At 65.4% G+C, this 16,780-nt stretch carries 8 protein-coding genes and 1 tRNA gene; 6 read left to right on the forward strand and 3 right to left on the reverse strand.

Going from position 1 to position 16,780, the window contains the following annotated elements; genetic code table 11:
- Window positions 1-22 precede the first annotated feature (22 nt).
- The 3 genes from ACO07Z_RS21300 (at window position 23) to ACO07Z_RS21310 (ending at window position 2,797) form a co-directional block, all read left to right on the forward strand.
- Window positions 23-1,717 carry a formate--tetrahydrofolate ligase gene (locus ACO07Z_RS21300; RefSeq protein ID WP_421700525.1) on the forward strand — a complete coding sequence of 565 codons (1,695 nt, stop codon included), beginning with the start codon at window positions 23-25 and terminating at the stop codon, window positions 1,715-1,717.
- Between the two features lie 42 nt (window positions 1,718-1,759).
- A tRNA-Leu gene (locus ACO07Z_RS21305) sits at window positions 1,760-1,845 on the forward strand.
- A 151-nt stretch (window positions 1,846-1,996) separates the two neighbouring features.
- Window positions 1,997-2,797 (forward strand): GNAT family N-acetyltransferase, encoded by an 801-nt coding sequence (locus ACO07Z_RS21310; protein WP_421700526.1) that lies wholly within the window; start codon window positions 1,997-1,999, stop codon window positions 2,795-2,797.
- Window positions 2,798-2,965: 168 nt separating this feature from the next.
- Here the strand turns inward: ACO07Z_RS21310 and ACO07Z_RS21315 are convergent, their stop codons facing one another.
- Window positions 2,966-6,442 carry an indolepyruvate ferredoxin oxidoreductase family protein gene (locus tag ACO07Z_RS21315; protein WP_421700527.1) on the reverse strand — a complete coding sequence of 1,159 codons (3,477 nt, stop codon included), beginning with the start codon at window positions 6,440-6,442 and terminating at the stop codon, window positions 2,966-2,968.
- An 880-nt stretch (window positions 6,443-7,322) separates the two neighbouring features.
- Here ACO07Z_RS21315 and ACO07Z_RS21320 point away from each other — a divergent pair.
- From ACO07Z_RS21320 to ACO07Z_RS21330, 3 genes are read left to right on the forward strand one after another with little or no spacing between them, the layout of a single operon-like run.
- Complete coding sequence (locus ACO07Z_RS21320) at window positions 7,323-11,213, forward strand: hypothetical protein (RefSeq protein ID WP_421700528.1); 3,891 nt, start codon at window positions 7,323-7,325, stop codon at window positions 11,211-11,213.
- A gap of 12 nt (window positions 11,214-11,225) precedes the next feature.
- The gene (locus tag ACO07Z_RS21325) at window positions 11,226-13,013 is read left to right on the forward strand and encodes a hypothetical protein (RefSeq protein WP_421700529.1); all 1,788 of its coding nucleotides are present in this window, start codon (window positions 11,226-11,228) and stop codon (window positions 13,011-13,013) included.
- A 6-nt stretch (window positions 13,014-13,019) separates the two neighbouring features.
- Entirely contained in the window at window positions 13,020-15,320 is a 2,301-nt protein-coding gene (locus tag ACO07Z_RS21330; protein ID WP_421700530.1) for a pentapeptide repeat-containing protein, read from the forward strand.
- Between the two features lie 40 nt (window positions 15,321-15,360).
- Here ACO07Z_RS21330 and ACO07Z_RS21335 read toward each other — a convergent pair whose 3' ends face one another.
- Window positions 15,361-15,837, reverse strand: coding sequence for a hypothetical protein (locus ACO07Z_RS21335; protein ID WP_421700531.1), 477 nt, complete (start codon window positions 15,835-15,837; stop codon window positions 15,361-15,363).
- Window positions 15,838-16,014: 177 nt separating this feature from the next.
- The gene (locus ACO07Z_RS21340; protein WP_421700532.1) at window positions 16,015-16,776 is read right to left on the reverse strand and encodes an SDR family NAD(P)-dependent oxidoreductase; all 762 of its coding nucleotides are present in this window, start codon (window positions 16,774-16,776) and stop codon (window positions 16,015-16,017) included.
- Window positions 16,777-16,780 lie beyond the last annotated feature (4 nt).

A 16,780-nucleotide genomic window follows, 5' to 3' on the forward strand; every position in this document is an offset into this window, starting at 1 on the left:
GCAAAGTGTAACGGGAGCCTTCATGAATACCGCGGCGCGCACCATCGACCCCACCAGCGACGCGGCGATCGCCGCCTCCGTGACGCCGCGTCCCATCGAGGAGATCGGCGCCCGGCTCGGCGTGCCGGCCGCCGATCTCTACCGCTACGGCCATGACAAGGCGAAGATCGCGCTCGGCTTCGCCCGCGCCGCCGAAGCCAAGGCGGATGGCAAGCTGATCCTCGTCACCGCCATCAACCCCACCCCGGCGGGGGAGGGCAAGACCACGACCACGATCGGCCTGGGCGATGCGCTGGCCCGTGCCGGCAAGAACGTCGCCATCGCGCTGCGCGAGCCGAGCCTCGGCCCGGTCTTCGGCTCCAAGGGCGGGGCGACCGGCGGCGGCCATGCGCAGATCGTGCCGATGCAGGACATCAACCTGCATTTCACCGGCGATTTCCACGCCATCAGTGCCGCGCACAATCTGCTCGCCGCCGCCATCGACAACCACATCTACTGGGGCAACGCGCTCGACATCGACACACGCCGCATCAACTGGCGGCGCGTGGTCGACCTGAACGACCGCGCCCTGCGCAGCGTCGTCGTTGGGCTCGGCGGGCCGGGCAACGGCTTCTCGCGTGAGGACGGCTTCGACATCACCGTCGCCAGCGAGGTGATGGCGATCTTCTGCCTCGCCCGCTCGCTGGAGGACTTGGAAGAGCGGCTCGGCCGCATGGTGGTGGCGCAGAACCGCGCCCGCCAGCCGATCACCGCCGGCCAGCTCAAGGTGACCGGGGCGATGACCGCGCTCCTGCGCGACGCCTTCCAGCCCAACCTCGTGCAGACGCTGGAAGCGACGCCGGCCGTGGTGCATGGCGGCCCCTTCGCCAACATCGCCCATGGCTGCAATTCGGTGATGGCGACGCGCACCGCGCTCGGCCTTGCCGATTACGTGGTGACGGAAGCCGGCTTCGGCGCCGATCTCGGGGCGGAGAAGTTCCTCGACATCAAGTGCCGCCAGGCCGGCCTCGCGCCCTCGGTCGTCGTCATCGTCGCCACGGTGCGGGCGCTGAAAATGCATGGCGGCGTGGCGCAGAAGGACCTGGGGCCGGAGAATGTCGCGGCGGTTTCCGCCGGCACCTCCAATCTCGTGCGCCATATCGAGAACATGAAGGCGTTCGGCCTGCCGGCGGTGGTGGCGATCAACCGCTTCACCAGCGACACGCCGGCCGAGATCGACGCCATCAAGGCCGCCTGCGCGGCGGTGGGCGCGCGCGTGCATCTGTGTTCGCATTGGGCCGAGGGCTCGGCCGGAGCACTCGGGCTCGCCGAGGAGGTGGCGGCGCTCGCCGAGGCCCCCTCCGGCTTCCGCCCGCTCTATGACAGCGCCCTGCCGCTGGTGCAGAAGATCGAGACCATCGCCACCCGCATCTACCGCGCCGGTTCGGTGGCGATCGAGCCCGCCGCACTGCGCAAGCTTGCCGAGTTCGAGGCGCAGGGCTATGGCGATCTGCCGATCTGCATGGCCAAGACCCAGTACAGCTTCTCCGCCGACCCGGCCAAGCGCGGCGCGCCGGAAGGCTTCGTGCTGCCGGTGCGCGACGTGCGGCTCTCGGCCGGCGCCGGCTTCGTGGTGGCGCTGTGCGGCGACGTGATGACCATGCCCGGCCTGCCCTCGCGCCCGGCGGCGGAGGACATCTTCGTTGACGAGACAGGCTTCATCGGCGGGGTTTTCTGAGGACCCCTCCGAAAGCGGCGGATCGCCACCGCTGAACGCCGTGCGGGCGTGGCGAAACAGGTAGACGCAACGGACTTAAAATCCGTTTCTCTCTGAGAGTGCCGGTTCGAGCCCGGCCGCCCGCACCAGTTTCCGCCGATGCTCGTCAGCGGCACAACGCTCGGCAAAGGCACAAATGACCAGCCCAGCGTGACCTGCCACTGCTTCTTCTTCCAAGTGGGGTCAGAGCCCGGCCTGACGAGGAACGGGCACCCTGGGCATCTCCCCTGAGGAGAGGACATGCAACAGCCTGTAATGGAACGGACAGCGGGGCCGGGGTTGGAGTTGGTCCACCATCTCAACCCTTGGGACTGCGCGACCTTCCAGGGCAACACGGCATCGATCGCATCGGTCCGCATGACCGGGACGGAGGGGGTGGCGCAAACCTTCTCGGCCTTTCGCGACTGGTGCCTGGAAAACCGGGTGCTGCTGGTGGATTGCCGGCTGAAGCACGACCAACTGGCCGAATGCGCCGTGCTCCAGGGATTTGGGTTCCGCTTCATCGAGCTGAGCTACCGGCCAACGATCACGGATCTTTCACGGTTCCTCCCCGATCCGGAACTGGCCGTTTCGCCCGCATCGGAAGCTGATCGCCCTGTCATCAGCGCCATTGTGGCCGGCTCATTCCAGACCGGCAGGCTGCATGCGGACCCCGAGGTGGGGGCCGATCTGGGGACACGCCGCTACGTCATCTGGGCGGATCGCGCGTTCGTCACGCCCGGGGAGTCCGTGCTGGCGTGCCGGCTGGACGGAAAGACCATCAGTTTCATGACCGTGGCGGAGCGCGGCCCGACGCGGCGTCAATGGAATCTGACAGCGCTGCCGCCGGAGCTGCAAGGACGTGGATTGGCAAAGCGGATTTGGAAGGCTGTGCTGCACTACCAGCATCTGGAGGGGGTAGAGGAGGTGACGACGTGCGTTTCCTCCCTCAACGCCAAATCGTTCAACCTGCTGGCGTCCATCGGCTTTCGTTTCCCGGCCCCGGACATCACTCTGCACTGGTGTCCGCTTGGCCCCTTGAACCGAGATGGTCGGACCTGAGCCCTTTTTTGACCTGAGACCCTTTTCTCCTCCGATTGAGGAGAGACGCCGAGGGTTGATGACGTGGCCGCCACAGGCATCGAACGGGCGGCGTGACGGAGACCGGAACCGGGCTTGACCGAGCCGCCACTCTCTCCGCCAAAGGCGGGACGCCTCAGAGAAGGGGGCTCAGCTCATTTGCAATTGTTTCATCAGCGCGCGCTGTCGGCTACGCGCCTTTTCAATACTTGCCGCCTTCACGTGACCATAGCCACGGATCTGCATCGGCAAATTGGCGAGTTGCAGCGCGATGTCACTTGTCGACATGTTGAGCGTCTTGAGCGCCATGTTCATGCACTGCTTGTATTCCACAATGAGCGCACGTTCCTGACGGCGTTCCTTTGTGTAGCCGAAAGGGTCAAGCCGTGTCCCGCGCAAGCCTTTTAACTGCGCCAGAACTCGGAACAGGTGTTGCGCGGCGTGGCCATAGGTGCGTTTTCGCGGGACGCCACCGTCCAGTAGCGAGACTATCGGCGGTGCGAGATGGAAGCGCAGCTTGAAATCGCCCTCGAACGTCTCAGACAGGGCTTGGTGAAAGTCTTTCCCCGTGAGCAGGCGCGCGACCTCATACTCGTCCTTGTAGGCCATCAGCTTGAACAGGTTATGCGCAACCGCTAACGCCAGAGCTTCCTTGCCCGTGGCAGCGGCTTCGGCTTGCCGTACCTGCTCGACAAAATCCACGTAGCGATTGGCGTAGGCAATGTTCTGGTACTCGACGAGGAAGTCGCGGCGGAGGGTGAGAACGTCGTCCAGGCGCGTCTGCTTCGTCGGCTTCGCGGATTTTGCCGGCGAGGACGTGCGCGTATCGTCGGGCAAGCTGGACGCCGCATGGCGTCCCCACTGGAAAGCGCGTTGATTGGCAGTAACGGCGACACCATTCAGCTCAATGGCGCGCATGATCGACGCTTCGGTAAGCGGCAGCAGGCCGCGCTGGAACGCATAACCGATCATCAGCAGGTTCATATAGAGGGCGTCACCCAGGTGATGCTGTGCAAGGCCACCTGCATCGACAAAGTCGAGCTTAGCCCTGGCTGTCTCGCCAAGAAGACGGCGCAACTGTTCCGAGGGAAATTGCCAGTCGATTTGGCGGATCGCGTATCCTGGAGGCGTCTCCTCCGTGCTGAGTACGATCTGTGTGTGGTCTGGTTTGATCGTGTCCACCGCCTCGCGCGCGCCAGCGGCGAGGATGTCATAGGCAAGCACCACGTCAGCCTGGCCTGTCGGGATGCGCTGAGACTGCAGGGACTCGTCCCGCTGCGCGAGCCGAACATGCGACATCACCGCACCATTCTTCTGCGACATACCCGTGATGTCCAGGACGGAGGCTGCCTTGCTTTCCAAATGCGCGGCCAAGCCGAGGATGTTGCCGACCGTTATGACGCCCGTGCCGCCGATACCGCAGATGAGGATGTTAAAGGGCCGGTCGGGCATCGCCGGCAGAGGCGGTGGGGGCGGCAGGACAGGAGCGCTCTCGGTGTTATGAGCCGCGCCGCGTAGGCGCCCCCCTTCGATAGTGACGAAGCTGGGGCAAAAGCCTTGCGCGCACGATCTGTCTTGGTTGCACGAATCTTGATGGATGGCGCGCTTAGATCCAAATTCCGTCTCTACCGGCTGGATGGACGAGCAATTCGATTGCGTTGCGCAGTCGCCGCAGCCTTCGCAAACCAGTGTGTTGATAAAGAGATGTCGTTCGGGAGCCGGTGTCGTCTGCTTCTTCTTGCGCCGACGCTTCTCAGCCGCGCACAATTGCTCGTAAATCAGCACGCTGGTGCCTTGCACCTCGCGTAATTCACGCTGCACGGCGTCCAGCTTTTCGCGCGGGTGAATGGTAATGCCCGCAGGCAACCTGCTTTCGCCGACATGACGCGACGTATCTTCCGATACAAGCGCAATGCGCGTGACGCCTTCCGACATCAGCTGACGCGCAAGATCCGGAACGGTCAACGTGCCGTCCACCGGCTGGCCGCCCGTCATGGCCACGGCGTCGTTATAGAGAAGCTTGTAAGTGATGTTGACTTTGGCAGCAATCGCCGCGCGAATGGCGAGTATTCCAGAATGAAAATAGGTGCCGTCGCCGAGATTGGCGAATATATGCGTCAATTGCGAAAACGGCGCTTGTCCAATCCATGGAACGCCTTCTCCGCCCATCTGCGTGAAGGTCTTATTCTGATCTGGAAATATCTCGGTCGCCATGATGTGACAGCCAATGCCGCCAAGTGAAAGACTGCCTTCGGGCACCTTGGTGGACGTGCTGTGGGGGCAACCCGAGCAGTAATAGGCGGAGCGCGCTGGCGTCGTCACCGCGAGGTCGAGAAAGGCTTGGCGATCGCGAAACGACGCTGCCGTTTCGACGAAGCGGCTGTGCGGGAAGAATTGCGCCAACCGGTCCGCAATACCTAGGGCGATCTGCGCGACGGAGAGGTCCGCTTTGGCCGAGAATACACCCTTGACCATCGAACTCACGGACTCGCCCGCCGCGTCAGACTTGCCGACGATACGTGGCCGCGCGCCGTTCGGCTGGTCGTACATGATCTGCCGCAACTGAGATTCCACGACCGGACGCTTCTCTTCAACAACGAGAATCTCGTCCAATCCCGAAGCAAAATCACGGATGCCTTCCGGCTCCAGCGGCCAAGTCATAGCCACCTTGTAGATGCGTAGCGCGGCCATCTCGTCGGAGTCCGCACCGATGTCGAGCAGGGATAATGCCTCGACCACATCGCGGTAACTCTTGCCGGATGCGACTATGCCGAGGCGTGCGTGGGGCGTGGTGTGTGCGATGCGGTTGAGACGATTGACGCGCGCATAAGCAAGCACGGCAGGCAGTTTGTGATCCAACAGCAGCGCTTCTTGCTTTCGCGCGGTCACACCCACCGGATCAGACGACAGCCGACGGTTGAGGCCACCCGCAGGGATCCTATGGCTTTCAGGCAGCGCGATCCGCAGCGCGAACGGATCAGCATCCACGCTGGTCGATGATCCGACCGTATCCGCCAATACCTTGAGGGCGACAGGGCAGCCCGAGTACCGCGACATGGCCCAGCCGTGCAGGCCAAGATCGATACACTCCTGCGCATCCGCCGGGTACAGCACCGGGATCATAGACGCGTGGAACAGATGGTCGCTCTGGTGCGGCAATGACGACGACGAGGCGCTGTGATCATCACCCGCCACCAACAGCACGCCGCCGCGCGCATGGGTGCCGTAGTAATTCATGTGCTTGAGCACGTCCGCCGAGCGGTCCACGCCTGGACCTTTGGCATACCAAAGGGCGAACACGCCGTCGTATGTGGAGTCGCCGAGCAGGTGCACCTGCTGTGTGCCCCACACGGCGGTGGCCGCAAGTTCCTCGTTCAGGCCGGGCTGGAAACGGACGTCGTGCGCTGCCAGCGCATCCGTCGCCTTCCAGAGTGCCTGGTCCAACCCGCTAAGAGGGGAGCCGCGATAGCCTGAAACGAAGCCGGCCGTGTTAAGCCCGGCTGCGCGATCACGAATCTGCTGCACCACCATGAGTCGAACGAGCGCATCGATCCCGCTGAGGAAAACGCGCCCGCTTGTCACCCTATATTTGTCAGTGGCATCGCCCGCTGGTGACATGGATTGCATCAAAGTCTCGCAAAGCTTGAACGAGTCGACGCGGCATAAAAAACCTGCCCCCCTCACTGGCGGCTGGCATGCCGTTTCGGCGAACGTATCTGCTAATGTCGCATCACCGCTTGATTAGGCAGGCGCTCCACGAAGGCCCTGCACCAAAACGGATGAGAACGACCTTCCCGCAGCAGCGCTGGGCGCAGCTCCTTACGCACGGAGTATCGGCATTCCCTCAGCTGCAAAGTGCGCGTCCTGCCTGCCATCGCTACCCTGCCTGCTGACCGAAATTCCGGGTGAAATCCGGGAAAAGCTAAGGAAGAGAGCCGGCAATAGCAAAGGTTGTGAGCGGTACCAACGATTTTGAAATTTTTGGATTTTCGCGTGGCCGCCCGCACCATTGACCAAGGGGCCGGCATCCGGTCGGCGCGCGCCTTCCGTCCAAAGGATGCACCGCTGTCGAACGCGGTCGTCCGGCCCGGCCGGCCGCTCGTCGCGACCGGAACGCCTCAAAGTGTACAAACGATAGTTACAACTCAAGATCGTGCTTGACAGGCGGCGCTCGCCCGTCGAACCTGATGCGAGATGCAACGTGGAGTAGATATCTCCATGCGATACGCGTCGTTCGGCCTTTACTAGCCTGTTGGAAGATGTCTGCGCGATTCCGCTCTCCGGCCGCCGCCGGAAGACGGAGGAGCGGAGGAGTGCGTCTGAACCGCCGCGATCCCGGTCGGGTATGCGGCCCATCCCGGACAGGCGAAAGGCCGGCCCGGGATGATACCGGCGCGCCGGTTTCCTGAGCGGTTGTCGAGCGGCACCCGTCATTCTCTCAAAAGGTCGAGTGTCGGCGGAAGAGCATCTCTGAATTTACGTCACAGCGGGTGTGGGGGCCGTCACCATGAAGACGTTTCACGTCGATCTCAGCGATCTCGATATTTCCGGGGACCTTCAGCTTGCCATTGGCGCGCGGCATTTCGACATTCGCGAGCATGACGACCGGACGTTGAACGCTGCCGTCGATTCAAACCGCCTGTTTGCCTATTCCGACACTGCCCGGTCGACATTCACCCATTACATCCGGCTTCCCCCGGAGGACATCGCGCCGCGCGGCGTGACCCTTGTGCGGTTGGTCATGCCCGAGCGCCCGGAGGTTCATCTCCGGCAGATGGTGCGCATGACCCACCACATTCCCGAGGAGGCGCTGCGGGAATTCTTCCGGATGCAGATCGCCTATTATCGGCGCCCGTCCGTCGAGCATGCCGCCTTCGGCGTGCGCGGGTCGTTCGTGCGGCCCAGCAGTTTCTCGGCGATCCTCGACAGGCTCGGCGTCAAGGAACTGCCGAAGAACACGGAGGAGGCGGTGCGGCTCCTCGTCGCCAGCAATGCGGTGGTCAACCTCACCTCCACCGCCGGCAGCCTGGTCGGCCATCATCCCGATCTCGCCAGCGTTCAGCCCTATACCCAGTCCGTGCTGATGTACGACCACATATTGGGCGATCCGCGCACCGATCCCGACCAGTTCAACAACATCCAGATCCTCAGCGCCGCGATCGACGCCGCCGGTGCGGACTGGGCCCCTGTCGTCGCCTGCACCGACCATGAGGGCAAGCCGCTCACGGCCGAGTATGATCTCGACCCGGAGCAGGGCGGGTTCAGGACCGGCCAGCCGCTCTACACCTACACGGTTGTGCCCGGCGTCGAGGATGCCATGGGTGCGCCCATCGCGCGCGCCAATCTCACCGCTGCCAACGACACAAGGCTGCAGGGAAAGACCTGGTCCCCGACCTCGGGACAGACCGCGACGCGCCGCGACGGCGTCGACCCCGACCGTTCCGCCGCCCGGCGCGCGGCGGCGGCGGACACGGCCTCCTACAAATGGACGCTCGACCATACCGGCACCAGCTTCGGCGTGCGGGCCGATGCCGCGTCGATCAAGGTCAATGCGCAGGACCGTTTCTCGATCAACGCCGGCAACGCGTTCATGCGGACGCTCTATGTCGGCTATCGCCTGCTGGATGAGGCCGGGAAGCCGATCAGCGGGATCAGGAAGCTCTGGTCGATCTCCGCCACCAATGCCGTCCTTGGCATTCCGATGCCGACCGACCCGACCGCGCTCGATTTCGACCTGGAGGGCGCGGCGGCGGTGGAGCTGCTGTTCGGCAGCCTGGGAACATCCGATTGGGTCGAGGAGGTCTCGACCCCCGGCGCGCTGCTCACCGGCCTGTGGCAATACGGCATTCCCGGCATCTTCATGGTCGCGGGCAAGATCATCACCTCGACCCAGACCTTCAACGCCATCGTCAGCGACCGCGACCTCACCGCCGCGGCCATCGCCATTGGCATACCGGTGGTCGGCGGCGGGTCGGCCACGGCGGCCGCGCTCACCAATGTCAAGAAGGTGGTGTTCGCGCTGGCCAGCGCCGCGCTCGGCCTCATCCTGAAGAAGGGCCTGGAAAAGCTGGGCGCATGGGTGGTCAAGCAGGTCGCGGCCGGCGAGCTTTCCAGCGCTTTCGGCCCGGTGGGCCTCATTCTCAAGGCGGCGGCGGTGGCGGTCGGCTTCGTTGCCATTGCCGAGACCACCATCCAGGTGCTGTCCTCGCCCGCCACGGTGCGGATCAAGGCCAAGCGCGCCATCGACGTGGCGCTGACCATGCATCCCGACCCCGCCCATGGTGAGGCCGGCAATCCCTCTACGGCGGTATGGCCGGCGGTGGGAACGCGCTACTACGCGCTGCTGCAGTACAAGGACGGCACCAATTTCGAACTCAAGGGCCCCATGCCCGCCACCACCTCGGCCGCGCCGATCGCGCTGAAATTCGAGGACGTGCCGGCGGGGGGCGCGTTCAAGATCATCTTCGGCATCTATTCGAGCAATGGGTGGCTGGCCGGGTCGTGGGAGAGCGGCAGCCTCAAGGCGGTGCCGAACGAGGGCACCACGCTGGTCCTGCCCGATGCCACCATCAAGGAGGCGCTGGTGCCGCTGTCGGCGGACACCCAGTATCGCTTCAAGGAGCAGATCGCCTTCGAGAACGGCGCCTATGTCTGGAAGGCGGGCGCTCCGCCGGTCGCCACCCTCTCCGCGCTGGACTGCGGCACCGGCGGCACGCTGTGCCAGCCCGTGGCGATAACCGTCAACAACACGGCGTTCCAGATCGGCTACATCTGGCGCGCCTCCGGCATGGCGCTGCCGCCGGACCGGCTCTCGGCGCCGCCGAGCAACGCGCAGCTTTATGCGGTGCAAAACCTTTCCGTGCTGGAGAAACCATCGTCCCGGCTGAAATTCTCCCGGATCGGCTTCACCCAGTCGCCGCAGATCGCCTATGCGCCGGTCGTGGGCGACGGGAAAAGCATCAACCAGCAGAATTTCATCCTCGATCCCCGCGACGGCGGCAACAACCTGCGGCAGGTGGTGCTCAATGACGGCTCCGACGATTTCGGCCTGACCGGCAGCGACCTGAAATCATGGGCGCGCTTCCCGATCAACCAGCTCGACGCGCTGGCGGTGCATCCCTCGAACATGGTCGTCGCGGCCTCGTTCCAGAAGCAGAAGATCCTGCTCGCGCCCCTGCCGGAGGCCCCGACCGAGGATGACAAGGCGCCGGAGGCCTTCTACGTCTCGGGCGAGGGCATTCGCGAGGGCCTGATCCGGGGGCCGAAGGCGATGGCGGTCGCGCCCGACGGCCGCCTGCTGCTGCTCGAATCCATCAACAAGCGCGTGCAGGCCTTCGACACCAAGGGCAACCCGGTGCCCTGCTTCACCTGGGCCGGCACGCTGTTCGAACTGCCGACGGCCGCGATCGCCGAGGAGCTGAATGCCGGCCGGATTCCCGAGGTCTTCGACACCGCGCTCGTCGCCGCCGGTCAGACCCTTCTCGGCATCATCGATGCCGATGTCGCGGCCGAACTCGACACCGGACACTACACGCCGGACGGCCCGTTGATCACCGCCCTGTCGAACACCGGCATCACGCCGAGCTTCGACCCCGCGCAGATGGACAATCCCGCGATCAGCGCGCAGCTGCGGGTGCTGCGGGCGGGGCAGGCCTGGCGCATGGTCGATCCGCGCGGCCTCGTCTGGCAATTGGAGTTGATGGACGAGGCGATCAGCGTCTTCGGTCTTCCGGGCCGCGCCACCATCGAGGTGGTCGATCCGGCAAAGGCCTGGCTGGTCACGGCGCCGCTGCTCGGGCAGGCGTGGGAGATTTCCCCGTCGAGCGCGGATGCCGGCATGTCGCTGATCAAGCGCAGCCTGTCCTTCTTCCCGCTCGCGCCCGCCGCCTCCACCCCGACCTATCTCGATCTCGGCGTCGAGACGCAGGGCCACATGTATGTTCTCAGCTATTACGGCGACGGCAGCCAGCCGCAGAACTACATGCTGGACATCTACGCCCCGGACGGCACCCATCTGTCACGCAGTCCCGACCCGTCGGTAATCCAGGATGTGCAGTACCCGGTGCTGTCGAAGATCACGGTCGATATCTGGCGCAACGTCTTCGGCCTCGGCTTCGGCACGCTGCGCGGCGCCGAAGGTCGCCCCGAGCCGCAGGTCAGCCACTGGATGCCCACCCCGCCGCTGTTCGATCTCGATCTCGCGCTGCAGAAGGCGCTGAACGACCGCAACATCACGGTTGTCGCGGCGGCGTTCAAGGCCAAGGGCCGTCCGCTTACCGCGAAAGCCTCGATCGAGGTCATCGACCGCGAAGGCGCCTGGTCGATCAAGGACGGGCTGGTGGTCTACCACATCTATCGCACTGGCCAGACGATCCAAGTCTACACGGTTCCGGCTTGAGGAGGATGAGAGATGAGCGTTCAGGGCGTTACCTTGGCCGTCGGCAAGAAGGGCATCGAGTTCTTCTCCCAGTCCCTGCTCAGCGGTGCAGCCGTCAAGCAACTGCAGAACCTCGCCCCGCCGCCGAACACGATCAACATACCGGACTTCACGCAGGCGGGTTTCGGCTATCTCAGCTCTTACTCCAGGTTCAAGATCGACCTCTCTAATGGCCGGCTGAACGGGTTCAACCCGGCCTATTCCTCGGTCACGCAGGGTACGGGCGGCACGCCGGCGGGAAACCAGTTCCAGCTGATCCTGAGCGCGGGGGCCTTTTCGGCAACCTATGACTGGCGCGAGACCTACGAGGTCTACACCTGCTTCAATTCCGGCGACATGGCGCCGCCCGCCTGCAACACGCGATATCCGGACAATACGTACAGCTACAATCCGGGTTTCGGCGGTATGACTGTCACCGTGCCGACCGAGTTCGTCTACAACGCGGCCACCAATACCTACAATTTCAACGTGACCGCGGCGACCGGCGCGGCAAGCGGCGCGACGGCGAACATTCCCGGCAAGAGCGCGGTCAACGGACAGACGAGCGCGGGCTGCTTTTCGAGGAAGGTCAGCGACTCCACGGCGTCGGCGATCTCCAATATCGACTTCAAGACGCCCATCGGCCATATTCTCTCGGGCGTGCTGAAGTCCATCGACGGCAATACCGATCTCGGCAACGGGATCAAGTTCAACTATGCGCTCGGCCCCGACGGGCTGGGTTTTCCCAATGCCAAGGGCGTGACGGTCGGCGCCACCGGCGTCGCCTCCTATAATGGCCAGGCCTATGCCGGCGGCACCCCGCCCGTCCTGCCGATCCCGGCGGTGCCGGCGGACAGCGACGATCACTACATGAACATCTACGTCTCGGACTGGGCCATCAACGGCCTGTCCTGGGCCTATTTCAACGCCGGCATGCTCAATCTGACGGTACGGCCGGCGGATTTGCCCAATCCCGCCGCCCTCAAGGCCGCAACCTATGCCGCCTATGAGCCGGCTTTCGCGCAATACGGCATGGCCGCGCTCACCGCGAACATCACGCCCCTTGCCGCCCCCGTCACCGTCTTCCAGCAGGTCTGGCTGTTCACCACCGACGCCATGAAACTGCTGGAAACGCAGCTGCCCGCCTCGGTCTATCAGCTTCTTCTGGGCTTCTCCGGCAACGCCTATGCCAGCCAGGCCAAGCTCGAAGCCGATCTGACGGAGACGGGCATCGACAGCCAGTATTTCACCACGATCGAGAACGCGGTGCGGCAGAAGGGCAAGGTCACGACGCAGTCGATGCAGTTCGAAATCCTGGTCGAGAACGGGGCGACGCCGCGCCCGAACCTGATCTTCGAGCTCCAGCGCACCGATGTCATGACCGATCTGTCGCTGGGCACGACCAGCACCAACGCCCAGTCGATGATGTTCAGCTTTGCCAATGCCGGCAACATGGTCACGTTCAAATCGACCACCATTCCCCGTTTCTCCAAGCAGAATTTCGGCACGATCCTGTGGCCGGTGGCGGGCGAGAGTTCCTATGCCGCCGCCATGCAGGGGATGGGACAGCGCGGCGTGGCGATCCCGATCGCCCAGGGTTTCGCCTTCCTGATGACCCATTCGACGCTGAGCATCCAGGAAGGCTATATCTCGATCTCCTGCCAGCTGGAGTTCAAGCCGTCCGAACTGCCGGTGGACATGCGCGGGCTGGTCCACACCCTGGTCAACCGGCGGGACGAGGAGACCGGCGAGATGCGCCTCTACGCCATCGCGGCGGAGTAGACGCTCGTGGCGGGGGTCTTTGCTGGCAAGTTCACCTTCGCCTCGTCCGGCGTCGCCGCTGCGGTCTATCTCGCCCCGCAGCGCGTGCGCATCTCCGGCTCCGAGACGATCGAGCTTCCCTGCATGGGCCTCGCCAGCCCGGGCGCGACGGCGGTCGCCACCCTCTACCAGAGTGGGGCGGATGGCGAAGTCCTTATCCAGCTGGCGAATGGCCGGTGGCTGAGCCTCGACACCACGAATGAGCTGAACTGGATTGTCTTCGTCGACGCCCGCGCCCAGGCGTCGCCGTTTCGCCGCACCGCCAGCGGCGGCGGGATCGAGAGCTGGAGCCTTTTCGACGGCGCGGCGTGGCGGCCGGTCTACTATTCCACCAATCTCACGGCCCCGCTGCTGACGCTCAACCCCTCGGAAACCAGCGGGCACGCTTTCCTCGCCGCGACCATCACCCCCTCGCTCGCCGAACTCCGGCGCGCCGGCGCGCGCGATGCAAACCTCGGCGGCGTCGATTTCTCGGGCGAGGACCTGAGCGCCATCGACTTCACCGGCGCCGACCTCTCGCGCGCGATCCTCAACGGCGCCGTGGCGCGGAGCGCCATTTTCTCGGCCGCGCGGATGACCGGGCTGCGGCTGGGGTCGGCGACGGCGGACGACGCGGTCTTCGACGGCGCCGACATGACGGGGGCGGATCTGCGCGCCGCCGCCTGGGGGCGTCCGAAATCCGCCCGTAACCTGCTTCTGATTCAGGCCGCCGCCGGCGGCGCGGTGCTCGGCTCGTCTTCCGGCGCGCTCGACATGCGCGGGGCCAATCTCACCGGGGCGGATCTCACCGGGGCCACGCTGGACGGGATCGATCTCTCGGGCGGCACGCTCGCCGACGCCCTTCTGACCGAGGCGTCGCTGCAAAAGACCGTGCTCGACCAGGCCTCGCTCGACCGGGCGACGATGACCCGAAGCCGGCTGAACAAGGCGAGCCTGCGCGGTACGCGTGCGCATGGCGCCAATTTCACCGGCGCCGACCTCTCGGGTGCCGATCTGGCGAAAGCGGCCTTCGGCACCCGCGCCTATCTGTTCGCCCTCGCGGCGAGCTTTGCCGACGATCTCGACCACAAGGCCTACCCGACCCCGGCGCTGATCGCGGCGTTCCAGGCGGCGGGCGTGACCCTGAATGGCAGCGCGCCCGTGCTGGTGCTGGCGGCGGGGATCAAATGGCGCATCGACGACGAGCAGAACGGGCCGTTCCTGCTCACGCTGCTGGACGGGAAGATCGAGGTGTTCCGGGAGACCGCGCTGCCGCCCGCCTGCCTCGCGGGGGTGCTGGCCTTCGGGACCCGGGCCAGCGGTGCCGGGCTGTCGGGCGCCGATCTGAGCTTCGCGCGCTGGTATGGCGACGGCGCCACGCTGGACCATGCCGATCTCGAAAATGCCGCTCTGGCGAACGGGTTTTTCGTCGGCACCGATTTCACCCAGGCATTCCTGTCGGGCGCCGATTTCAGCAACGCGGTTCTGTGCCAGGCCAAGATGTCCGGCGTGCTGGTGGCGGCCGGCGCCGGAAACGGCATGACGCGCTTTGCCGGCGCGGCGGTGTTGGGAGTGAATTTCGCGCAGGCAACCTTGCTGTCGGCGCAGTTCTACCGCGCGCTGGTGGCGACCGGGAAGGGCGTACCGATCCTCCTCCTGCCGGGCGACCAGAAGCCGAAGCTGGCGGCGGGAGACCTTTCGGGCGCGGCGCCTCTGTTCGCCACTGCCGGCTATCCGTTCGGCGCGCAGGCGCGAGTGTCGACGGTCGATATCTGGCAGATCGACAACAGCACGGCTCCGGACCCCACCGCACCGCGCCTGTATCGCGTCGAGGCGGCGCCGACCTCGTTTCTCGTCTTCGACGCCACTTCGGGCGTCTTCCTGTTTCAGCTGGCGAAGACGAGCGCGGCGGATCTCAAGAAGCCCACCGCCAGCGCGGCGCTGGTCGCTGCGTTCCGGAGCGCGGGCTACGCGCTGGCCAATCAGGCGCCGATCACGAGCGGCAGCTATTTTTCCATCGTCCCGGCCGCGACCGCCTTCGCCGGGCCTTATGGCTTCTCGCGCGTCGCGGTGTTTGACGACGATGCCGGGCTCAGTGCCTATGGAACCGATCTGCTCCTCTTGCGCGACTGGTCGATCCTGCCGCAGGGGGCGGCCTTCACCGGCAGCGTCGGTTTTACCGATGCGCTCAGCGATGCCGTCATCGGCCCGTCGGGGTCGCGCTATGCGCTGGTGCGCGGCGGCCGGATGACGCTGTTCGCGTTTTTGGCCGCCCGACGCGCCGGCTGACCCGCCAGCCGCGCGTCGGGCGCCGGCTCAGTCCACCAGCTCAGTCCACCAGCTCGATCTTGTGCTCGTAATGGCCGGCATCGCGGCGGGTGGTGGTCATCTGACCCCGCTTGCCAATGAAGCGGCCGGTGCCCCCGACAATGGCGCGCACCTGCGGCGCGTCCACCACCATCTCGCCCGCACCCACCGCATAGACCGAGCGGCCGGCGATGACGAGCGTATCGGCATTGCCGAAGTCGAGCACGATGTCGGCGAGGCGGTCGAAGAATTTGTCGCCGGCCCCGTCCGGCACGTCCACCGTGGTGATGAGCCCGTTCATCGTGCCCTTCTTGCCGTCGGCGGTGGTGAAGGTGGCTTCGAAGGCCAGCATGTCGCCATGCGAGGGGCCTTCCTTGCCGAGGTCGATATGGGTGAGTTCCGGCTTGTCCTGGATGATGCTGAAGGTGTCGCGGGCCTGCGCTGCGCCGCTCAGCAGCAGCGCGCCGGCGAGGCCCGCCAGCAGGGAAAGACGTGTCATGTTGGGCGTCCTTGGCTGTCGATACCGCTAGGGAACTGGTTGGCTCCGCCACCCCGCTACCAATCGCGTGGCCGCACCGTCAAAGCCGATTTTTGGATGGATCGCTTGCGGCCGACCCTAAACGTGCCGGGCGGCGCTTTGAGCCCGCCCGACGCCCCTCACAAGCCGGCTAAACGCTTAGCCGATGCTCTCGCCGCCATCCACCACCAGCGCCTGGCCGGTCATGAAGGAGGAGCGGTCGGAGACGAGGAACAGGATCGCCTCGGCGATCTCCTCCGCGCTGGCCCAGCGGCCCATGGGGATTTTCTCGCGCACATAGGCCTCGATGGCGGCGCGCCCGCCCATCTGGGCGATGAAGGGCTCGTTGAACGGCGTGTCCACCCAGCCCGGGCACAGCGCGTTCACCCTCACATTGTGCCGGGCATAGTCGATGGCCATCTGCCGGGCCATGGCGATGACCGCGTGCTTGGATGTGGTGTAGGCGATCATCTCGCGGTCGTAGAACACGCCGGAATTGGAGGCGGTGATCAGGATCACCCCGCCGCCCTGTGCGATCATCGCCGGCATGGCGAGCCGGGCGGCGAGATAGGAGGCGCGGACATTGATCCGCCAGGAGCGGTCCATGCCATCCGGCGCCACCTCGGTCAGCGGCCCGCCCACTTGCACGCCGGCATGGCTGTGCAGAATGTCGAGCCGGCCATGACGCGCCAGCGCCCCGCCCACCAGCGCCTCCACATCGGCATCGACATCGACATCGGTCCGCACCGCCTCGGCCCGCCCGCCCGCCGCGTGGATCGCCGCCACCGTCGCCTCGCCCGCCGGCCTGTCGCGGTCGGCGACGATGACATGCGCGCCCTCGCGCGCCATGGCCAGCGCCCCGGCACGGCCGATCCCCGAGCCGGCGCCGGTGACGATGGCGATCTTGTCCTTGAGAATCATGATG

The sequence above is a fragment of the Ancylobacter sp. genome (assembly GCF_965229075.1).
Taxonomy (GTDB): domain Bacteria; phylum Pseudomonadota; class Alphaproteobacteria; order Rhizobiales; family Xanthobacteraceae; genus Ancylobacter.